General features: G+C 36.5%; 22 protein-coding genes and 1 riboswitch. Of the genes, 11 read left to right on the forward strand and 11 right to left on the reverse strand.

What is annotated here, in order from left to right:
- Positions 1-111: 111 nt before the first annotated feature.
- Genes OB_RS02355 through OB_RS02365 form a run of 3 tightly spaced genes read right to left on the reverse strand, consistent with a single transcriptional unit; the run spans position 112 to position 2,008 of the window.
- Complete coding sequence (locus OB_RS02355) at positions 112-810, reverse strand: hypothetical protein (protein WP_011064833.1); 699 nt, start codon at positions 808-810, stop codon at positions 112-114.
- On the reverse strand, positions 807-1,685 hold the full coding sequence (locus OB_RS02360) for an ATP-binding cassette domain-containing protein (RefSeq protein WP_011064834.1): 879 nt from the start codon (positions 1,683-1,685) through the stop codon (positions 807-809). The genes OB_RS02355 and OB_RS02360 overlap by 4 nt, the downstream gene beginning before the upstream one ends.
- Entirely contained in the window at positions 1,682-2,008 is a 327-nt protein-coding gene (locus OB_RS02365) for a GntR family transcriptional regulator (protein WP_081427534.1), read from the reverse strand. Before OB_RS02365 ends, OB_RS02360 begins: the two co-directional genes overlap by 4 nt.
- Positions 2,009-2,194: 186 nt before the next feature.
- Here OB_RS02365 and aroD point away from each other — a divergent pair, with 186 nt between their 5' ends.
- The 5 genes from aroD (at position 2,195) to OB_RS02390 (ending at position 6,802) form a co-directional block, all read left to right on the forward strand.
- Entirely contained in the window at positions 2,195-2,968 is a 774-nt protein-coding gene (gene aroD, locus OB_RS02370; RefSeq protein ID WP_011064836.1) for a type I 3-dehydroquinate dehydratase, read from the forward strand.
- A 356-nt stretch (positions 2,969-3,324) separates the two neighbouring features.
- Positions 3,325-4,266 (forward strand): metal ABC transporter solute-binding protein, Zn/Mn family, encoded by a 942-nt coding sequence (locus OB_RS02375; RefSeq protein ID WP_011064837.1) that lies wholly within the window; start codon positions 3,325-3,327, stop codon positions 4,264-4,266.
- Positions 4,259-5,032, forward strand: a complete 774-nt coding sequence (locus tag OB_RS02380) for a metal ABC transporter ATP-binding protein (RefSeq protein WP_041544080.1) — start codon at positions 4,259-4,261, stop codon at positions 5,030-5,032. Before OB_RS02375 ends, OB_RS02380 begins: the two co-directional genes overlap by 8 nt.
- Complete coding sequence (locus tag OB_RS02385) at positions 5,007-5,921, forward strand: metal ABC transporter permease (protein ID WP_011064839.1); 915 nt, start codon at positions 5,007-5,009, stop codon at positions 5,919-5,921. Before OB_RS02380 ends, OB_RS02385 begins: the two co-directional genes overlap by 26 nt.
- Positions 5,918-6,802, forward strand: coding sequence for a metal ABC transporter permease (locus OB_RS02390; RefSeq protein WP_011064840.1), 885 nt, complete (start codon positions 5,918-5,920; stop codon positions 6,800-6,802). The genes OB_RS02385 and OB_RS02390 overlap by 4 nt, the downstream gene beginning before the upstream one ends.
- Positions 6,803-7,200: 398 nt before the next feature.
- Here the strand turns inward: OB_RS02390 and OB_RS02395 are convergent, their stop codons facing one another.
- Positions 7,201-8,799 (reverse strand): catalase, encoded by a 1,599-nt coding sequence (locus OB_RS02395; RefSeq protein WP_011064841.1) that lies wholly within the window; start codon positions 8,797-8,799, stop codon positions 7,201-7,203.
- 201 nt (positions 8,800-9,000) lie between these two features.
- Here OB_RS02395 and yfkAB point away from each other — a divergent pair, with 201 nt between their 5' ends.
- The 3 genes from yfkAB (at position 9,001) to metA (ending at position 11,959) form a co-directional block, all read left to right on the forward strand.
- Positions 9,001-10,131, forward strand: coding sequence for a radical SAM/CxCxxxxC motif protein YfkAB (yfkAB, locus tag OB_RS02400; RefSeq protein ID WP_011064842.1), 1,131 nt, complete (start codon positions 9,001-9,003; stop codon positions 10,129-10,131).
- Positions 10,132-10,214: 83 nt separating this feature from the next.
- Positions 10,215-10,688, forward strand: a complete 474-nt coding sequence (locus tag OB_RS02405; protein ID WP_011064843.1) for an NUDIX hydrolase — start codon at positions 10,215-10,217, stop codon at positions 10,686-10,688.
- Positions 10,689-11,047: 359 nt separating this feature from the next.
- On the forward strand, positions 11,048-11,959 hold the full coding sequence (metA, locus tag OB_RS02410) for a homoserine O-acetyltransferase MetA (RefSeq protein WP_011064844.1): 912 nt from the start codon (positions 11,048-11,050) through the stop codon (positions 11,957-11,959).
- 20 nt (positions 11,960-11,979) lie between these two features.
- Here metA and OB_RS02415 read toward each other — a convergent pair whose 3' ends face one another.
- Together OB_RS02415 and OB_RS02420 are read right to left on the reverse strand one after the other, a co-directional pair.
- Complete coding sequence (locus tag OB_RS02415; protein WP_011064845.1) at positions 11,980-12,765, reverse strand: DUF3891 family protein; 786 nt, start codon at positions 12,763-12,765, stop codon at positions 11,980-11,982.
- A gap of 72 nt (positions 12,766-12,837) precedes the next feature.
- Positions 12,838-13,320 (reverse strand): QueT transporter family protein, encoded by a 483-nt coding sequence (locus OB_RS02420; protein ID WP_011064846.1) that lies wholly within the window; start codon positions 13,318-13,320, stop codon positions 12,838-12,840.
- A gap of 9 nt (positions 13,321-13,329) precedes the next feature.
- Positions 13,330-13,374, reverse strand: a riboswitch (PreQ1 riboswitch).
- A 237-nt stretch (positions 13,375-13,611) separates the two neighbouring features.
- Between OB_RS02420 and OB_RS02425 the strand changes: the two genes are divergently transcribed.
- The 3 genes from OB_RS02425 (at position 13,612) to OB_RS02435 (ending at position 16,150) form a co-directional block, all read left to right on the forward strand.
- Positions 13,612-14,049 (forward strand): VOC family protein, encoded by a 438-nt coding sequence (locus OB_RS02425; RefSeq protein WP_011064847.1) that lies wholly within the window; start codon positions 13,612-13,614, stop codon positions 14,047-14,049.
- Positions 14,050-14,260: 211 nt separating this feature from the next.
- Positions 14,261-15,121, forward strand: coding sequence for a VOC family protein (locus OB_RS02430; RefSeq protein WP_011064848.1), 861 nt, complete (start codon positions 14,261-14,263; stop codon positions 15,119-15,121).
- A 72-nt stretch (positions 15,122-15,193) separates the two neighbouring features.
- On the forward strand, positions 15,194-16,150 hold the full coding sequence (locus OB_RS02435; RefSeq protein ID WP_011064849.1) for a calcium/sodium antiporter: 957 nt from the start codon (positions 15,194-15,196) through the stop codon (positions 16,148-16,150).
- Between the two features lie 132 nt (positions 16,151-16,282).
- On the opposite strand, the gene OB_RS02440 is transcribed toward OB_RS02435, so the two are convergent.
- The 5 genes from OB_RS02440 to OB_RS02460 form a co-directional block, all read right to left on the reverse strand.
- Positions 16,283-16,879 carry an alpha/beta hydrolase gene (locus tag OB_RS02440; RefSeq protein ID WP_011064850.1) on the reverse strand — a complete coding sequence of 199 codons (597 nt, stop codon included), beginning with the start codon at positions 16,877-16,879 and terminating at the stop codon, positions 16,283-16,285.
- Between the two features lie 18 nt (positions 16,880-16,897).
- Positions 16,898-17,329 (reverse strand): MarR family winged helix-turn-helix transcriptional regulator, encoded by a 432-nt coding sequence (locus OB_RS02445; protein ID WP_011064851.1) that lies wholly within the window; start codon positions 17,327-17,329, stop codon positions 16,898-16,900.
- A 207-nt stretch (positions 17,330-17,536) separates the two neighbouring features.
- Positions 17,537-18,472, reverse strand: a complete 936-nt coding sequence (locus tag OB_RS02450; protein WP_011064852.1) for an aldo/keto reductase — start codon at positions 18,470-18,472, stop codon at positions 17,537-17,539.
- Positions 18,473-18,591: 119 nt separating this feature from the next.
- The gene (locus OB_RS02455; protein WP_011064853.1) at positions 18,592-19,359 is read right to left on the reverse strand and encodes an ABC transporter permease; all 768 of its coding nucleotides are present in this window, start codon (positions 19,357-19,359) and stop codon (positions 18,592-18,594) included.
- Positions 19,356-20,096, reverse strand: a complete 741-nt coding sequence (locus tag OB_RS02460; RefSeq protein ID WP_011064854.1) for an ABC transporter ATP-binding protein — start codon at positions 20,094-20,096, stop codon at positions 19,356-19,358. The genes OB_RS02455 and OB_RS02460 overlap by 4 nt, the downstream gene beginning before the upstream one ends.
- Positions 20,097-20,209 lie beyond the last annotated feature (113 nt).

Raw genomic sequence — 20,209 nt, forward strand, 5'->3', positions numbered from 1 at the left:
TTTAATATTAAGCGTAAAATGTGAGAGACTCCGACGGGAAAAACACAAACTCGAAATTATTTTTCATCGTTTGTGTTCTTCCTTGTGTGGAGACCTCACATTTTATCGCTGCTACATTGCAACTGTTATATCTTTAATGAGTCTATGATTGACGTATAACAATAATCCTCCGAATACTATACTTAAAGCAATAGATAATGGAAAGGATTCTAACGATAGATGTGGGAAGAAATTAATGTGAGATAGTCCCCACAAGAGACCAGTAATATTTACAAATATGATTGCTATCGGTACAAAGGGTAACGTACCGATAATCCAGCCATATCGATAATATCCTAAACCAATCATCCAACCAATCAGGTAGTATAGTACGTGTATTAGAACGTAACTAATAAAGACTTCCATAAAGGAAAAGAACCCTGCAGGAGATACTTCATTTGTCCATGTAATATCCCATCCTGTAGTTTGAACTAATAGGTGTAACAATCCGTTCATAAGAAATATGGTTAGCGAAATTGCTACAGCAAGTAACCCTGAAGCGCCAATGGTTGCCTTGAAGAAGTTTCTTCGTGTAATGCCGCGTTTGGCAAAGTAATCGAAAAAACTATAAGTGGATAGAATTCCAATTACTAACATAAATATAGAAGACGATCCATTAGAAAACATGGAAAAATCTACAAACTCTATTGCTTCTACATACACTTGGTATAATAATACGGCCACATAGATGAGAAGGATCGTAAATGCGTACCATAAGGACCACTTGAATTGCTCTCTGAATATGCTTAGTCCAAGTTTTTTTGTATTCATGCTTCATCTTCCTCCTTTGTTAAATGTACAAATAAATCATGTAGGGAAAGTGGGCCAATATCCAAGTCTAAATCTCTTGCTTGCCTTCTTTTCTGTTCAGATAATTCTCCGTATACCATTACTGATTTGGTTCCACCTAAAATTTGACTATTTAAAACCTCAAGTCCAGTTGTAAATGCCTCTACATTGTCTTTATTTCCTGTAATCGAAAAGCCTTTCGAAATAACATTTTCGTTCGTGTCTTTTAAGAGAATCTTCCCTTGATGAATGATGGTAACTTCGTCAAAAAGGTAATCCATCTCAGATACTAGATGTGTGGATACAATCATTGTTCTAGGGTGTCTTTCTTGATCAGCTAACAATTCTTTATAAAATAATTCTCTTGTTGGAGCATCCATTCCTAAATATGCTTCATCGAAAATCGTTAATGGAGTACGAGATGCTAAACCAATGGTTACTTGCAGTGCTGATTGCTTTCCCTTCGATAATTGATGAACTTTCTTTTTTAATGGAAGCTTAAACTTTTTTACTAATTCACTAGCGTAGGTTGCGTCAAAGTTTGGACGGAAATCGGCGAGTTCTTTTAACATGTCACCTACTTTATCGTATTCATAGGTTAGATCTTTATCATAGATAAAAGAGGTACCTTGCATGATACGTGGGTGGTCAAATGGATCTTCCCCATCAATGGTTATCGTACCTTCCTTTGCTTTGCGAAAGTTAGAAAGGATGGATAGTAGTGTTGTTTTTCCTGCCCCATTTCTTCCGAGCAACCCATGAATCTTTCCTCCGTTTAGTGTGAAACTGACTTGATCGAGCGCTTTAAAATCTTTATACCACACAGTTAAATCATTTACTTTTATTTCATAACTCATGGCTGAATCCTCCTTTTTGCCTGTTTTATTAAATCAATAATTTCTTGCTCTGTTACTTTTAACTTCTCCGCTTCTTGAACGAGACCGATAACATAGTTATCCATAAAAGATTCTTTCCTTTTTTGAATCAATTTTTCTTTGGCTCCTTCCATAACAAACATACCTACACCTCGTTTTTTAAATAAGATGTCTTCTTCTACTAGCTGATTGATTCCTTTCGAAACAGTCGCATGATTTATTTTGTAAAACTGGACAAGTTGATTGGTTGAAGGAGCTTGATCTCCTTCTTTCAACTGGTCATTCACAATTTGATCTTCAATCATTTCTCGAACTTGAATAAATATTGGTTTATCACTATCAAACTGGTTCAATGTTTTCACCACCTATTACACTGTTATGGTTATACGGTTATATACTCATGTGTATAACTATAAGTCTAAAAATGATTAAAGTCAATAGGCAAGCGGAATTTTTTGATATACTATGGTGATAAAAGGGGTGGAGCGTAAATGAAGAATGTTGTTCATGTGAAGAATATCAATATCGGTGAGGGGAAACCGAAAGTGTGTGTTCCGATAACGGGAGCTACAAAGAAAGAAATAAGTGAGGAGTTAGATCTACTGCAAACCATAAAAGTCGACCTAGTGGAATGGCGGGGAGATTTATTCCAAGAAATTGAAAATGAAATATCGGTTAAAAACATGCTGCAAAAAATAAATCAAGAAATCCCTCACCTTCCGTTATTATTTACTTTTCGGACAAAAGGAGAAGGCGGTGGAAGGGAAGTCACGCTGGAAAAATATAAAGAAATTAATCGTTTTGTTATTGAATCAAAACTAGTCGACTTGGTTGATGTTGAATTATTTCGTGGTAAGAACTTAGTAAAAGAACTTGTTTCTTTTGCTCATCTGCATGACCAAAAGGTAATTATTTCTAATCATGATTTTAATCAGACACCTCCACGTGATGAGATCATAGCACGTCTAAAATTAGCAGCTGATAACGGGGCTGATATTGGAAAAATTGCAGTAATGCCTCGTAACGATGAAGATGTGTTGAATTTACTTTCTGCAACATCACTTGTGAAAGAATTGAATCATATTCCGATCGTCACCATGTCGATGGGAGCTGATGGATTGATTAGTCGCTTATCTGGTGAAGTATTTGGTTCAGCAATTACTTTTGCTTCTGGGAAAACAGCTTCAGCACCAGGACAGATTGAAGCTGAAAAATTACAAACCGTGCTAACGATTATCCATGATTCTATAAATAAGAAAAAGTAGAGGTTGGTACAAGGGATTTACTCAAAAGATGTATTCAAATGCTGGTTTTCATAACCGGATTCAGAAGTGTACTACGTTTGTGTAACGGTAAGGGGTGAGGCTGTAGGCTTACATATCAAAGTCTCACCAGTACTTACTCTTACTGAAGCTTATACAAACTTTTGCTTATTTGAAGTAGCATTCGTCTTTTGAAAAAAACTTTAGTATATACCACCCTCTTATTTTTTACAGATAAAGTTTCCTTAGTGCAAAAAAGTATCCTTTATAAAAATTACTTGACAAAATAAAAAACCGAGCATAAAGTAGGGATTAACGAATAAAGTTTACCTAAGGCAAAATTGAAAGGAGAATACAAAATGAAGAGCTTCAAGAAAAACATATGGGGATTAGCAATGTTAATTGGATTACTGATTTTAGCAGCATGTGGATCAAGCGAAGAGGATACAAGTAATGGAGAAGAAAAAATAAATGTAGTTACGACGATTGCACAAATCGGTGAACCTTTATCTGTGATTGGTGGGGAACATGTAAAAGTTGAGAGTTTAATGGGACCTTCGGTGGATCCGCATTTATACAATCCTACTCAAAGTGATATCTCAAAAGTCGATAGCGCAGATGTAATCTTTTACAATGGATTAAATTTGGAAGTGAATATGGTCGATGTGTTTGATTCAATCGGTACGGAAAAACCTGTCTTAGCTATCGGAGATACACTTTCAGAAGAACAATTATTGGAAGATGAAGAAGGAGCGGTGGATCCACATATATGGTTTGATATAGATCTTTGGGAAAGTGCTCTAAATGCAGCGGTTGAAGAATTGAAAGAATATGCACCAGAACATGCAGATGATTTTGAAGCAAATAAACAAGCCTATTTTGAAGAGTTAGATAGCTTACGAGAAAGTGCGGAGAAATTAGCAGAAATACCAGAAGAACAACGGGTGTTAGTTACTGCGCATGATGCATTTGGTTATTTTGGGAACCAACATGATATGGAAGTAGTTGGGTTACAAGGACTCAGTACAGAAGGAGAAATAGGTGTTTCCGATATTAATGAAACGATTGGTTTAATTGAGGAATATGAGGTGCCGGCTATTTTTGTTGAAAGTAGCGTGAATCAAGATTCTATCAATGCGGTTATTGAAGGTGCATCGAGCAATGGTGTAGATGTAGAACTTGGTGGAGAATTATTCTCTGACGCAATGGGTGAAGAAGGTACAGATGAAGGTACTTATATTGGGATGTATCAGCATAATATAGATACCATTCATGAAGCATTAACTAGAGGAGATGATTAAAGTGGGGTCATCTGTTATACATGTAGATGATTTGTCTGCTTCTTATCAAAAGAATAAAGTATTAGAAAATGTTCAGTTTGAGGTACAAGAAGGCACACTAACAGGAATTGTTGGTCCTAATGGCGCAGGGAAATCGACGTTAATTAAAACGATGCTCGGACTTCATCCAATACTAACGGGTAAGGTAAACTTTTGGGGACAGACGTTTAAGAAAGCGAAGAAAAAGATTGGATATGTACCGCAGCGTGGTTCGGTTGACTGGGATTTTCCGACGGACGCCTTAGATGTAGTGACGATGGGACTTTATGGCAAGATCGGTTGGCTACGAACACCTTCGAAAAAAGACAAAGAGAAGGCTATGGAAGCATTGGATAAGATGGGGATGAGTGCGTATGCACATCGTCAAATCAGTCAACTTTCTGGAGGGCAACAGCAGCGTGTCTTTTTAGCACGTGCTTTGGTTCAAAATGCTGATTTATACTTTATGGATGAACCATTAGCTGGAGTAGATGCTTCTACAGAAAAAGCGATTATGGCAATTCTTCAGGAATTAAAACAACAAGGAAAAACAGTAATGGTAGTGCATCATGATTTACAGACAGTACCCGAATATTTTGATCATGTACTATTTTTAAATCGTACTGTTTATGCGTATGGAAAGACAGACGACATTTTTACGAAAGAAAACATTGCGAAAACATATGGTGGCAATATGCAATGGATTGGAGAGGGAGATCAGTATGTGGTCCACACTACTTCACAGTAATACAATGTGGGTACTGCTTAGCACGGCTATCTTAGGTATAGCAGCAGGAGTAATCGGTTGCTTAGCTTATTGGAAAAAACAAAATTTAATGAGTGATGCACTTTCTCATGCTGCCCTCCCTGGAGTAGTTATTGCCTTCTTTATCATTGGTGAGAAAAACTTATTATTGCTAGTGATTGGAGCGGCTGCAAGTGCGCTGTTCGGTGCCTTTTTAATCCAGTGGATAACAGGATCCAGCCGAATAACTGAAGATACAGCCATGGGCATGGTTCTTTCTGTTTTTTATGGTGTCGGTGTTATGCTGTTATCTATTGCTAACCGTTCTGCAGGAGGGAATCAAAGTGGATTAGATAGTTTCATCTACGGGCAGGCTGCTGCAATGGTTCGTTCTGATGTAGTGACGATGATGGTACTTGCTGGGATTGTTATATTTATTGTATTTATTGGATTTAAAGAATGGAAGCTGTACTTATTTGATGCTTCATTTGCAAAAGGAATAGGGATGTCTATACGTGGAATGAATGCACTTTATACACTTATTCTCGTAACAACGATTGTCATCGGGATTCAGGCAGTTGGTGTTATTCTAATGGCAGCGATGCTAATTATTCCAGCTGTTAGTGCGAGGTATTGGACACATTCCTTTAGAAATATGATTCTGCTTTCTGCTACATTTGGAGGAATATCAGGAGCGGTTGGATCGTGGATCAGTTCAACTGGTAGTGGTCTGCCAACTGGACCATTTATCGTTGTGGCTTCGGCGGCATTTTTTATTATTTCATTATTATTTGGAAAAGAAAAAGGTATTATCGTTGGTTATATCCAATTTAAAGTACAACAACGAAATTCTAGTGAATTATTAGCTATAAAAGATGGTGATGCATCATGACATATACAGCTTGGATTATTTTAACTGCAGCACTAGTAGGACTTTCCTGTGGATTAATTGGCGTATTTCTTATTTTAAGAAAGCAAGCGATGATGGCCGATGCAATAAGTCATACGGTTCTACTGGGAATTGTATTAGCGTATATGGTTACACAACAATTAAGTGGAACTGCGATGCTCGTTGGAGGGATTTTAGCCGGAATATTAACAGCATTTCTTGTGCAGATGTTAAATTCATTAAAAGTACAACATGATGCCTCAATGGGGATTGTATTTACGACGTTATTTGCCATCGGTGTCATATTGATATCAACTTCAGTTGGGAATGTTCATCTTGATGTAAAACACGCATTAATGGGTGAAATCACCTTTATTCCGTTTACAACTGTAAGTCTCCCGATAATCGGAGAGATTCCACGGGCTACAGCATTATTAGCAATCGTATTATTGATTGTTATTTTCTTTATTGTAGCGTTCTATAAGGAATGGAAAATAACATCCTTTGATCCAGCTTTAGCTGCAAGTATCGGTATACCAGTTTTGCTGCTACATTATGTATTTATGACACTAGTCTCCGTAACGACTGTAGCTTCTTTTGATGCGGTGGGAGCGATACTCGTTGTAGCGATGCTTATTACTCCAGCAGCGGCGGCGTATCTATGGACAGATAAGCTGGTTGTTATGCTACTGTTGAGTGGGAGTTTTGGTGTATTAGCAGCTATCGTTGGATATTGGATCGCAACGTGGTTAGATACATCGATTTCTGGATCAATGGCTTTTGCAACAGGACTTATTTTCTTGGTGAGTTTCCTTCTATCACCAAAGCATGGATTAGTATCAAAATGGGTGAAACCACCTGAAATAATAGAACATTCTTCTTGACAGAAAAATCTCGATGGGATGAGTGCCCGGAATCAGGAGTATGAATCGGAAAAGGTAACTCATAAGCTGGATGAGTGCCCGGAATTAGGAGAGCGCCGAGAAAAGGTAACTCATGAGCTAGATGAGTGCCCATAATTCGGAGGGCATCGAAGAAAAGGTAACTCATAAGCTGGATGAGTGCCCATAATTCGGAGAGCGCCGAGAAAAGGTAACTCATAAGCCAGATGAGTGCCCATAATTCGGAGAGCGCCGAGGAAAAGGTAACTCATAAGCTAGATGAGTGCCCATAATTCGGAGAGCGCCGAAGAAAAGTAACTCATTAACATGGTCATATAAAAAACCCTAGCCACAGATTGGAGATCAGTTATGTGGCTCGGGTTTTTATTTTATATTTTAACTTAATACGGGTCTGCGTCATGTCCTTTATCTATTGCTTTTTTCGGTGCTTGTTCAGCATCTTTTGCACCTAAAGGATTATGTGGTGTTCCCATCTTCTTCGCCTGTTCTAATCCTTCTCGTAAACGTCTACCATATTCATCATCAGCTTCTTCTGCTAAAGCAATCATCTTATCTTGGATTCGCTGATCACTTACAGAAAGGTCGCCGACAAGATTGGAAATTAATTCTGCTTTTTCCCATTCTTCAAATTCACGGAAAGTATGTCCAGCTTGCTTCGTGTTATCATTCCGATCAATGGATTCACGTACAAGATTACCCTCGATATGAGGTGTGTATTCTTTACCGGTCTGTTCATTTTCTTCTAAGCCGCCAAGTACAGATGGCTCGTAGTTAATATGTGGGTTTTGACTAGGTGCTTTATCATTTTTCTGACGCATCTGACCACCTTCATGATTCGTTGCGACACGTTTTTTGGATTCATTAACAGGAACTTGCAGGTAGTTTGCTCCTACACGATAGCGTTGAGTATCAGAATAAGAGAACGTTCTTCCTTGAAGCATTTTATCGTCAGAGAAATCTAATCCATCCACTAAAACACCAGTACCAAATGCGGCTTGTTCTACTTCTGTAAAGTAATTTTCAGGGTTCTTATTTAATACCATTTTACCGACTGGATGCCATGGGAACTGATCCTCTGGCCATAATTTTGTATCGTCTAATGGATCAAAGTCTAGTTCTGGATGTTCATCATCACTCATAATTTGAACAAATAATTCCCATTCTGGATAGTCTCCGTTTTCAATTGCATCATATAAATCTTGTGTTGCATGGTTGAAGTTGGTAGCTTGAATTTCTTCAGCTTCTTTGGTAGTTAAATTTTTAATCCCTTGCTTGGGTTCCCAGTGATACTTTACAAGAACAGCTTCACCATCTTTATTAACCCACTTATACGTATTCACTCCAGAACCTTGCATCATCCGGTAATTTGCTGGGATTCCCCAAGGTGAATATACAAAGGTCACCATATGAAAGGATTCAGGAGAGTTTGCACAAAAATCAAAGAATCTTTCAGAATCTTGGATGTTAGTTACTGGATCAGGACGGAAGGCGTGAATCATATCTGGGAATTTCATTGCATCACGAATAAAAAATATTTTGAGGTTATTTCCTACTAAATCCCAGTTTCCATCCTCAGTATAAAATTTCACCGCAAACCCACGTGGGTCACGAACTGTTTCTGGAGAGTGATTGCCATGTACTACTGTTGAAAAACGTACAAATACAGGAGTTTGTTTACCTTTATCTTGAAATACTTTTGCTCTAGTATATTTGGATACTGGATCATTTCCGACAGTGCCGTATGTTTCAAAATATCCATGGGCTCCAGCTCCGCGTGCATGTACGATTCTTTCTGGCACTTTCTCACGGTCAAAATGACTGATTTTCTCAATGAAGTCATAGTTTTCTAATGTAGCGGGACCACGGTTACTTACTGTACGTATGTTTTGATTGTTTGTTACAGGGTGACCTTGACGGTTTGTAAGTGACATATCATTTTCTAGATTACTTTTATTCATGGATTCATCTTTTTTTGCCATGTGTATTATCCCTCATTCCATTTGTTATTTGGTAAGTACCAACAGATATATTCTTTTTTATCTTTGCCAATGGAATTAAATATAATCGCAGTTTCAACATTTTTTCTCTCTAAACCTCATCTATTTATAAAATAGGGTAAGCAAGCAGTGATATGCATGTTAAAATAAATAAGGTAAATAGAAAGGAAGTTATGTTATAAAATGAGTGTAAAAACAACGAATCAACCAATGTCACCAACCAATGATCCATGGGAAGCTTACATGGATGTAGAGCAACACGGAAAAATGACATTATCGAATATTGAATTTACAACAACATATATGTGTAATATGCGTTGCGCGCATTGTGCAGTAGGATATACACTACAACAAATGGATCCAGATGCACTGCCAATGGAACTGATAGAAAAGCGGCTAGATGAGATTCCGCATTTGCGAACATTGAGTATTACAGGCGGGGAACCGATGATGAATAAAAAGTCAGTTCGTCAATATGTCTTACCTTTATTGAAATATGCCCATGAGCGCGGCATTAAGACACAGATGAATTCCAACTTAACCTTGCCATACAATCGATATGAAGAGATTGTTCCATACTTAGATGTTTTACATATTTCACATAACTGGGGAACGGTTGAAGAATTTGCAGAGACAGGGTTTGCTTTAATGGATCGAAAACCTTCCGAAGAGAATCGTGCCAAGTACTTTGACCGTATGGTAGAAAATGCACAACGTTTATCCAAAGAAGGTGTCATGGTTTCAGCTGAAACGATGTTGAACAAACGGACGTTTCCACATCTAGAGAGCATCCATGACCATGTATTGGAAATGGGTTGCGCTCGCCATGAAATTCATCCAATGTACCCTGTGGATTTTGCTGAAAATCTAGAAATTCTATCGCTAGATGAAATGCGAGAAGGAATTACCCGTTTGTTGAATCACCGAAACCAAGACCTATGGATGTTATTTGGGACTTTGCCATTCTATGCTTGCAGCAGAAATGATGAAGATATTGAATTGCTAAAGCGACTATACAAAGAACCAAATGTTTCCGTTCGTAATGATCCAGATGGTCGTTCACGATTAAATGTAAATATTTTTACAGGTGATGTAATCGTTACGGACTTTGGTGATGAACCGAAGCTAGGAAATATAAAAACAGATTCTTTACCTAGTGCATACAATCGTTGGATGGAGACAAATACAGCTAAAAGTTTAAATTGTCATTGTCCGGCAGTATCTTGTTTGGGGCCTAATGTACTTGTGAAAAATGCATACTATAAAGATGTTGATTTCCAACAGCGAAAGGCAAGAATTAGCCAAACATCATAATAATACTACATCAAAGAGGAACCACCTAGAAAAACAACTAGAAAGTAAATAACTATATTACTAAAGTAAGGTGGTTCAATCTAATGGAAATATGGGATTTATATGATATAGATCGAAATAAAATAGGGAAGACGCATGAAAGAGGAATGGAGATGCCTGAGGGTTGTTTTCATCTTGTGGTTCGTGCTTGGGTAAAAAATGATAAAGATGAAATTTTGTTATCAAAACGACATCCAAACAAGCCCTTTGGAGGGTACTGGGAGAACACAGGAGGCTCAGCTATTCAAGGTGAAAATAGTATCCAAGCGGTATTAAGGGAAGTGTCAGAGGAAATAGGGCTGCAATTAGATTCAGAAGAAGGGAAGTTAATTCTTCAACAGACTAAAAATGTCTCGCATCAAGATATTTGGTTATTTCGTTCGAACGTAGCTATTGAAGAGTTATCCTTTCAAGAAGATGAAGTTGTTGATGCCATGTGGGTCAACAAAGATAAATATGATGAAATGCAAAATAAAGGTTTAATTGTTCCTACCATTTCAATGTTTTCAGCTTGGTAGGATAAACCATACATCTGAAGTTGTAGAAAATGCTACTGTCCTAGTAGCATTTTTTTGTGCTATAAAATCGGTCCATCAGCCGACTACGAAAATGTCCTGATTCAATAGAATAAAGAATGTAAGAAATAGTTGAGGAGGAACATACAGATGTTTATTTCAATTGATGTTTATAAGTGTCATGTAGATTATAAGGTGGAGGATCTTCGTAAGACAGCGGAACTTATAAAGAATGGTAAAAAAAGTTATAGACGTAATTGATTAATTGTCCATAATTTTTAGATAAAATTTTCCGAATAGGGTTGAACTTTTCACGTGAGCCTTTACAATTAAAATTAACTTAATTGTGGAGGGTACGACAGATGCCAATTAAAATACCGATACACTTACCTGCAAAAGATATTTTAGAAAAAGAGAATATTTTTGTTATGGATGACCAACGTGCTATTACACAAGATATCAGACCGCTGAATATATTAATCCTCAATTTAATGCCAGAAAAGCAAAAAACGGAAACGCAATTATTGCGTTTCTTAGGTAATACACCTCTGCAAGTTCATATTTCATTTTTACGAATGTCATCACACGAATCAAAGCATACGAGTAAGTATCATCTAGATACTTTTTATAAGAAGTTTGAAGAAGTGAAATCGAAAAAGTTTGATGGAATGATTATTACTGGATCGCCAGTAGAACATTTGCCATTTGAAGAAGTAGATTATTGGAAAGAATTACAGGATATAATGAATTGGTCCAAAGAAAATGTTACATCAACATTGCACATTTGTTGGGGAGCACAAGCTGCGCTTTATCATCACTATGGTATTGATAAACATCACTTGCCACAAAAATGTTTTGGCGTATATGAACATAAGCTGCTCCATCCACATGAACGTTTAGTACGGGGATTTGATGATTATTTCTTTGCACCACATTCTCGATATACTGATGTTTCTATAAGTGAGATTGAAGCACACCCGGACCTTCAACTTTTAGCTAAATCGGATGATGCAGGTGTATTTTTGCTCGCTTCAAAAGATGGAAAACATATTATGGCGACGGGGCATCTCGAGTATAGTGCTGAAACTTTAGCGGAGGAATATCTTCGTGATCATCAACGAGGTGTTGACACAGCTATTCCTGAAAATTATTTTCCAGACAACGATCCGAAAAAGCAACCGAAATATCGTTGGAAAAGTCATTGTAGTTTACTATTTTCTAATTGGTTAAATTATTATGTTTATCAAGAAACTCCTTATCAATGGGGGGAGTAGCATAGAAAAAGGCTTTCGAATTAATCGGAAGCCTTTTTGGTATGAGAAGTAATAAGCACGGGGTGCTGTTCTAGCGATGCTTGTTCATAAGCTTCTACAAGGCCATGCTGTTGTATTTTGTGTTTTGATACTTGTTTATATTGAATAGAAATAGGAAAAGGCCGATCAAATGGAAAGTTATCCATAACAATGGTATCTTCATCTTGCCAAGTTACTTGCATCTGTTCATCTAGTATATGGTGCAAGGTATGATTCGTTGGGATTCCTTTTTTGAAAAATGGATGTTGATCTTCACCAGTAGCACCCGGCTCATTCATACATGCGTATAATGAAAGGTTATCTGAAAGTTGGAGCAACCCATAATGAAATTCAAACAAACGTTTGTTGAAATTAGGTAGTGTAGCTATGATGCGTTCTTGTCTAGTTTCTTCGTGTTCTACAAAAGCTTGCGCTTCAAGTGAGGTATTATTAACTAAAAATCTTTTGTAATGTTCGCTACAGAGTAATGCAGCGTATAAATCAACTTTTTCTACTTCATTAATTCCGTACTTGTACAAAACGGTTTTAGGTACATTAGGGAAATCGGCAAAGGTATACGGTTGATTGGTGACATCATTCCAAAATGGTTGACGATCAAATTCTTTCCATCCTAGATCATGCTGATAAGCAGCATAAAGAACGGAATCTCTCCATTCTGCATCCTGAAAGTGTTCTAATTTCCAATTATTGAGTATATCCCCTGATATTTGAGCATGATCATCTTGCACAATTAAGATGAATTCATCTTTTCTTTCTCTAACAATCATTTGTCCCATCCTTTCTAAATGGTAGACTTTTAAAAAAGAACCTTAGACATTCGTCTAAGGCTCTCCATGCTTTTATCTGAGCTTATCAAATCGCAAGCGCTTGTGCAATGCGTAGAATATAGGGATACCGATCAACAGTACACCAAATTCCCCGATTGCAGTTGTAAACCAAGTGATCCAAAATGGAAGTTCGAGTGCAAGGTTTAATGCAAATGCAATGATAAACATATTAAACGTGAATACAATCGTATTTAGAAATAGTAGCGTCAACTTGTTCTTAATAAATTTAGATAAGAAAATAATAATTCCTAGTGAAATAGCAGAGTGCGCAACCCCGAATACGAGGTCATACCAACCAAGTGGTGAATTGAGGTTAACGATAAACACTCCAATTACAATTCCAAAGAAATAACGCTTATCAAATACAATTAGATGATTGAACATCTCGGAAATGCGAAACTGTATATTTGTAAAACCAAATGGCGCAATAAATAAAGAAACAACGACATATAGTGCCGCTATTACACCATTAATTACTAATGTTTTTACGTTCATATTTAATTTTCCTTCCTAGTTTTTTTGCGTGGGATGGTTACGAACCACGGTGATAAAATCACATTAGATTAGTATAATCGAAGGCTTGTAATCTGTCAAAATGGAATGAATTGTAAGTAATAAAATCAATGATTTTTGGTTAATCGGATCTCGATAGATAGTCATTAAAATTTAGGAGATAATAGTTGAACGGTTTGTTAAGTATAGTAAAATTAACTTGATATAATAAAGAAAGAGCAAACGTAACTTCCATGTGAAATAGAAATAAATGATAAAAAAGGAGCGATAAAAATGACAGGAGTAGAAATTGATTTAGTAGTATCAGACAGCTTAAAAGCTTTGGAGTACTATGAGAAGATTTTTGATATTGAACGAGTGGAGGTATCTAACTTACCAAAGGGTGAGAATGAGGTTATTTTTAGTTTGTATGGAGTAAGGTTTCATATGTTAGATGAAAACCCTGAATTTGAATTGATAGCGCCGAGTCAGGATGATCCTAAAACAATATGGTTTAATGTGATAGTCCCTAATATTAAAGACACCTATTCAAAGGCAATGGATCTCGGTTGTGTTGAGGTACAAGCCGTAACAGACCTTCCTGACTATGGTGTTTCAAATGCCATGTTTATTGATCCTTTTGGATATCTCTGGATGTTGCATCAAGTATATAAGGAAGTATCCCATGAAGAGCGTATAAAACTTTGGGAGGAAAAAAGAGATAATATGTAAGAGAGTTTCGTTAAGGTTAAGATACACTTAACAATTAGACATAATAGATATCGAGTAAAAACAGACTTTTCAAATGAAGGTCTGTTTTTTTACTTTTAACTAGGAAGAATAGACGGTAGGTTGAATCATATTGACCAACCCCTGCTATAAAGATATAATTAATTACATAAAGTAAGTTGCTATTAAAATATAATAAGAGAGGGATATAAATATGGAGAAGAAATTCTTTAAAGCTCCAACAATGCATATAAAAGACGTTACACTACAAGTAAGTAATTTAGAAAGGTCGATTAGATTTTACGAACAAGTACTAGGGTTACATGTATTAAAAAAAGAAGCTAATCAAGTAAAGCTAAGCGCTAATGGTCAGGATGTAATTCTAAGTCTGATGCAACCAACGAACGTGATCGCAAAACAAGGGAGAACAACAGGGTTATATCATGTGGCTATCTTACTTCCAACCAGAGAAGATTTAGGGGCATTTTTACGTCATTTTATGGAATTAGATATTGCAAATCAGGTGAATATCGGAGCTTCCGATCATATTGTAAGCGAAGCGATATATATATCAGACCCAGATGGAAATGGCTTAGAGATTGCAAGCGACCGCCCTTCTTCAGAATGGTCATGGAATATAGATAATAAGGTCATTATGAGCACAGAACCCCTTGATGGGCACGGTTTATTAGAAGCAGCTAATAACCATGAGTGGAATGGGTCTCCAGACAATACCATTGTTGGGCATCTTCATTTACATGTGGACGACTTGGTAAAGGCGAAACAATTTTACACGGAGGGATTAGGGTTTCAAGTTGTCACAGAATATCCAGGTGCGTTGTTTTTATCCGACGGAGGTTATCACCACCACTTAGCGGTTAATATTTGGAATGGAGAAAACGTACCAACCCCACGAAAAAATGAAGTCGGACTAAAGAATTATACCATGCGTTTTCCATCTGAGGATAAAAAACAAGTTGCTATTCAGCGATTATCTCGCTTAGGTTATGAAACACAAGACGATATCGTCATCGATTCAGCTGGGAATACGATTTTATTAAGTAGTGAACAATAGAAAATGGACGCAGTATTCATAAGAAGATAGAATGGATACAAAGAACTTTTTAAAATCGAAAGGGTGGAAAACGTGGAGTATGTTTGGTTGGTAGTAGGATTTGCACTATTAGTTAAAGGAGCGGACTGGTTTGTGGATGGTTCTTCTAATATTGCAAAACTACTCCGGGTACCACCGATATTAATTGGGTTAACAATTGTTGCTCTAGGGACGAGCTCACCCGAAGCTACTGTTAGTATTATTGCTGCATTAGAAGGAACTGCAGATGTGTCCATTGGTAATGTTATTGGGAGTAATATTTTTAATATTACACTCACAGTTGGCTTGGCAGCTTTTATTTTCCCGCTTCAAGTACAAAATGAGACAATAAAAAAAGAAATCCCATTTACGTTACTCGCGAGTGTTGCTTTACTTGTACTTATGTCTGACATTTTTCTTCAAGGCTTATCTTCGAATATGATTACAAGAAGTGATGGGGTTATCCTGTTACTATTCTTAACTATTTTTATGTACTATATTATCGAAGTGGGCTTAAAAAGTCGGAAAGAATCACGTGAAGAAGAGATATCGAATGAAGATATTTCGTGGGGGAAAAATGGTCTTATTACGATTATTGGTTTAGCTGGAATCATTGGTGGAGGACAACTTGTTGTCACAAATGCTACTGAAATTGCTTATTCACTAGGGATGAGTGAAACACTTGTTGGTTTGACAATAGTTGCAATTGGAACTTCACTACCGGAATTAGTTACGTCTATATCGGCAGCGTTGAAAAAAGAAAGTGAAATAGCACTTGGTAATATTGTTGGAAGTAATATCTTTAACATTTTATTTGTGTTAGGTGCATCATCAGTAATTACCCCGCTTGCGATAAATGAAAAGATATTTACAGATATTTGGCTTATGATCATCTTAACTATCTTACTTCTCATTTTCTCAAGAACGAAATATCGAATTGGAAGAAAAGAAGGATTAATTTTAGCATTATTTTACATTGCCTATATGGTATTTATCATTATTCGAAATTAAAGCTGACCTTATAAGAAACTATGTCTTAAAAGACAAATGATAGCTAAAATTATCGACGCAGCAGACTAAGGCAGCAGGTAAGATTCCCGGTGTATAAGCATCCGGGGAATCACCTGCTGCTTTTTTAATCATCTAGTTATACCAGCTAGCTGCGGTTCTAACTTCACTAATTGTTAACTGATGTCCATTATTTTCCCAATGAAGCTTTGTTTCAGCGCCAGCAGCTTTGAGTAATTGCTCTAACTCCTCAGATTCTTCTGGAGCACAGATTGGGTCATTGGTTCCAGCTGCAATAAATACACGTTTGCCAGTTAAATTAGGAAGTGTAATTCCTCTTCGTGGCACCATTGGATGATGGAGGATCGCTTGTTCTATGGAATTTTCATAATGGAATAATAGACTTGCTGCGATATTTGCTCCATTAGAGTAGCCAATTGCTGTTATTTTATTGCGATCAAAACTATACTTTTCACTTGCTTCATCAAGAAATTGATGCAGTTCTTCCGTTCGGTTAATCAGATCTTCTTCATCAAACACACCCTCTGCAAGTCTACGGAAAAATCGAGGCATTCTATTTTCTAACACGTTTCCTCGTACACTGAGTATATTTGCTTCGTTATCAATTATTTCAGCTAGTGGCAGTAAATCATTTTCCGTACCCCCTGTGCCGTGTAATAATAGAAGAGTAGGTTTATTCTTATCTGTACCTGGTTTGAAAATATGTTGCATTTTTTCACTTCCTTCCCTTTAATTCTCGATATTCTTTGTTCCTACTTGTTTTAAAACTTCAATGACAGTTTGTTTTTCTTCTTCTGAAATTCCTTCAAATAGCTCTTCAATTACTCGTTGGTGTTTTGGGAAAATCTCATCCATAATTTCTTTTCCTTTATCGGTAATCTCGATATAAACAGCTCGACGATCATCAGGACTATTCGTACGGGTGAGTAGCCCGTTATTTTCTAATTTATCAATGACGTACGTGATAGAGCCAGTATTTATTAATACAGCTTCTGAAATTTCTCGAATAGTTTGCTTACCTTTGTGATATAATGCTTCTAATATTGTAAAATCTGAAGCGCGCATTCCGTGCTTTTTAATATCTTTTTTTGTAATTTCCTCTAATGTTCGGGAAGCCTTCATAATGACTACAAATGCTTTTAATGAAAAGTTCTCAGACATTATTGTTCCTCCTTAATAGTTTTAATTAAACTATCTTTAATTAAGTTTATGTTATAGAAATAATCTTATCTTGTCAACTAATCCAAAAAAAAGAAGCTTGTACTATTGATTTATGCTCCTCTTAAGATATACAGATTCTATACTAAAAATCTGATATGATAGAGTGCAGAAATTAAGTACAAGCTTCTCACTTTTTTACTTCAATTTTTATTTTGCAAAAAGTTCACTAATCATACGAAATTCATTATCGGTAAGTGTTACATTTAGCGCTTTAAGGTTATTAATGACTTGTTCAGGTCGTTTAGCACCAGGGATGACAGCGTCAATAGCGTCATGTTTTAAATACCAAGCTAGTACAATATGGGCAACTTCCGTGTTTTTATCCGAAGCAAGCTGTTTTAACTGATCTACTTTAGCGAGTATTTGTTTAAATTGATCGCCTTGATAATGCGGCATATTAGAGCGGAAGTCTTCGAATGTACTATTTACAGAATATTTACCTGCTAATATTCCAGAAGCGAAAGGAAAGTAAGGGATAAAGGTAATATTATTATCTAATGTGTAAGGGAAATAATTTGTTTCTGCATCTCGTTTTAATAAATTATAATGTCCCTGTAGTACGTCAACATATCCGTCCTTATTTGCCTCTTTCACTTGCTCTGGTGAGAAATTTGATATTCCAATAGACCGTATTTTTCCTGCGTCTTTTAATTCTTTCAGTGCCCCGACCGCTTCATCTTTCGGAGTGCTTTCATCAGGAAAATGGATATAGAATAAATCAATATAATCGGTTTGCAGTCGTTTAAGACTGTCGTCAACAGCTTGTTTTAAAAAGGATGGGGAATTGTTAAATCCTGCTTCTCCATCTATGACTGTTTGTGCAGCCTTGGTAGCAAGAACAACATCAGATCGATTTCCCGTCCTTTTTAATGCTTGTCCAATTAACTCTTCTGAACGACCATTTCCATAACCATATGCTGTATCAATAAAATTAAGTCCGTTTTCTATTCCTGTTTGAATGAGTGATTTTCCAACTTCTTCATCTAAATTTGGATAAATATTGTGACCACCTACTGCATTAGCGCCTAAACCGATTGGGTTAATGACTACATTTGACTTTCCGAGTGTTACGTTTTGGGCCATTTGTATCTCTCCTTTAGGTTTTGATATTTCTATTGTAAAAGTCTACAAGCGCTCATACAAGCAAATGAACTTTAAGAGGGTTTCCAAAAAACCTGACTACTTTTGAACACGCACTTTAATTAATTTTCTTGCTTGGTACGTAATCTTATCATTTGCATTCTTTCATTAAAGAGTGTCGGATACGATAAGAAACCGAGCATAATACTAGTTACTGCAGCAGTTGTTAGTAATAAGAATAAAATTAGTAACTGAAATTGAACTGCTTGAATTGGATCCGCACCAGCAATTATTTGACCACTCATCATACCGGGTAGTTGAACCAATCCTATTGTTTTTTGGCTCTCAATCGTAGGGATCAGACTAGCCTTAATAGAATGGATTAATGAAGTATGAATTGCTTGTCTCGGAGTTCCCCCAAGAGATAGAATTAATTCCGTTTCGTTCTCTCTAGTCTCAATTTCAGATGTAAATCGATTTAGAAATAAAATGGATAATACCATTGAATTCCCAACCATCATTCCGCTGATTGGAATAATATACTGTGCGGTTGCGGGTGTGATTTGAAACCCTAATAATATTGATTGTGTGATGACTTCAATAAGGATAAAAGTTGTCACCAACTTCCAAGTAATTCCTTTTATAGAGGCTCCTTTTTTTCTGGCGTTGTGTGTTGCTGCTGTTATCATTAATACGACCATAAGTATAATATAAATATAGTTATCGGCTTCAAATACTAAAGCGAGTACATAACCTACCGCAAATAATTGAATAATGGAACGGATCGTTGCAACAATTGTGTCTTTCTCTAAGCCTAAATTCAATGATTTAGATAATACAAGGGGAATAAGTACAAAAATTAGTGATAGGGAAAGTGCTGTAATACTCATGATAATTCCCCCTTTATAAACTCACGGACAGCTGGATTTGTAGGATTCTCCAGTAAATTACTGTCGCCGGATTCCAATAATGATCCATTCATCATCACCCAAGTGTAATCTCCAATAGATAAAGCTTGTTCAATATTATGGGTAATCCAAGCAATCGTAACGTTGTATTCTTGATTGAGTTTTTTAATTAATTGCTCGATGTCTCGTTTAGATACACGATCCAATGAAGATGTGATTTCATCAAGTAAAAGTATACTTGGTTCATTTACCAATGTTCGTGCGATAGAAACTTTTTGCTTTTGACCTCCTGATAAATCTGCTACATTACGATGTAACAATCCTCTATCTAATCCTACCTGTTCGAGAAGAGAAAAAGCTGTATCTTCGTCTAACGATTCTCCTTGTAGCGTTTTAGGTAATGCAAGGTTTTTCATAACAGTACCACTAAGCATGGTTGCTTGTTGCAAAGCTATCCCTACAGTTCTTCTGAGATTGGTAGGCTCTAATGTAGATATCGGATCTCCAAAAAGGTGGATATTACCATCGTCTGGTGAAATGAGGCCATTACAAAGGCGAAAAATGGTTGTTTTACCAGCTCCGGATGGTCCTACTAAAGTGGTTATTTTACCTTTTGGTATGATTCCTGTAATTTGTTTTATAATCGATATGTCTCCATCAGAGAAGCTTACATTCTCTAATTCGAGAGCTAATTCATCATGATTGTTTGAATTCGTCATCGTACTATCCTTTCTTCGTTCATTTTCTGTCTATATGCTTAGTTATACCCTTAATATAATTTATCAAAAGTAAAAAGATAGATGTTGGAACATAACAAAAAGTTCAACTTCAA

The sequence above is a fragment of the Oceanobacillus iheyensis HTE831 genome (assembly GCF_000011245.1).
GTDB lineage: Bacteria > Bacillota > Bacilli > Bacillales > Amphibacillaceae > Oceanobacillus > Oceanobacillus iheyensis.

Excerpts from the sequence above, each read along its gene's own strand:
- OB_RS02355 (WP_011064833.1), bottom strand. The coding sequence starts at position 810 with ATGAATACAAAAAAACTTGGACTAAGCATATTCAGAGAGCAATTCAAG.
- OB_RS02360 (WP_011064834.1), bottom strand. The coding sequence starts at position 1,685 with ATGAGTTATGAAATAAAAGTAAATGATTTAACTGTGTGGTATAAAGAT.
- OB_RS02365 (WP_081427534.1), bottom strand. The coding sequence starts at position 2,008 with ATGATTGAAGATCAAATTGTGAATGACCAGTTGAAAGAAGGAGATCAA.
- aroD (WP_011064836.1), top strand. The coding sequence starts at position 2,195 with ATGAAGAATGTTGTTCATGTGAAGAATATCAATATCGGTGAGGGGAAA.
- OB_RS02375 (WP_011064837.1), top strand. The coding sequence starts at position 3,325 with ATGAAGAGCTTCAAGAAAAACATATGGGGATTAGCAATGTTAATTGGA.
- OB_RS02380 (WP_041544080.1), top strand. The coding sequence starts at position 4,259 with ATGATTAAAGTGGGGTCATCTGTTATACATGTAGATGATTTGTCTGCT.
- OB_RS02385 (WP_011064839.1), top strand. The coding sequence starts at position 5,007 with ATGTGGTCCACACTACTTCACAGTAATACAATGTGGGTACTGCTTAGC.
- OB_RS02390 (WP_011064840.1), top strand. The coding sequence starts at position 5,918 with ATGACATATACAGCTTGGATTATTTTAACTGCAGCACTAGTAGGACTT.
- OB_RS02395 (WP_011064841.1), bottom strand. The coding sequence starts at position 8,799 with ATGGCAAAAAAAGATGAATCCATGAATAAAAGTAATCTAGAAAATGAT.
- yfkAB (WP_011064842.1), top strand. The coding sequence starts at position 9,001 with ATGAGTGTAAAAACAACGAATCAACCAATGTCACCAACCAATGATCCA.
- OB_RS02405 (WP_011064843.1), top strand. The coding sequence starts at position 10,215 with ATGGAAATATGGGATTTATATGATATAGATCGAAATAAAATAGGGAAG.
- metA (WP_011064844.1), top strand. The coding sequence starts at position 11,048 with ATGCCAATTAAAATACCGATACACTTACCTGCAAAAGATATTTTAGAA.
- OB_RS02415 (WP_011064845.1), bottom strand. The coding sequence starts at position 12,765 with ATGATTGTTAGAGAAAGAAAAGATGAATTCATCTTAATTGTGCAAGAT.
- OB_RS02420 (WP_011064846.1), bottom strand. The coding sequence starts at position 13,320 with ATGAACGTAAAAACATTAGTAATTAATGGTGTAATAGCGGCACTATAT.
- OB_RS02425 (WP_011064847.1), top strand. The coding sequence starts at position 13,612 with ATGACAGGAGTAGAAATTGATTTAGTAGTATCAGACAGCTTAAAAGCT.
- OB_RS02430 (WP_011064848.1), top strand. The coding sequence starts at position 14,261 with ATGGAGAAGAAATTCTTTAAAGCTCCAACAATGCATATAAAAGACGTT.
- OB_RS02440 (WP_011064850.1), bottom strand. The coding sequence starts at position 16,879 with ATGCAACATATTTTCAAACCAGGTACAGATAAGAATAAACCTACTCTT.
- OB_RS02445 (WP_011064851.1), bottom strand. The coding sequence starts at position 17,329 with ATGTCTGAGAACTTTTCATTAAAAGCATTTGTAGTCATTATGAAGGCT.
- OB_RS02450 (WP_011064852.1), bottom strand. The coding sequence starts at position 18,472 with ATGGCCCAAAACGTAACACTCGGAAAGTCAAATGTAGTCATTAACCCA.
- OB_RS02455 (WP_011064853.1), bottom strand. The coding sequence starts at position 19,359 with ATGAGTATTACAGCACTTTCCCTATCACTAATTTTTGTACTTATTCCC.
- OB_RS02460 (WP_011064854.1), bottom strand. The coding sequence starts at position 20,096 with ATGACGAATTCAAACAATCATGATGAATTAGCTCTCGAATTAGAGAAT.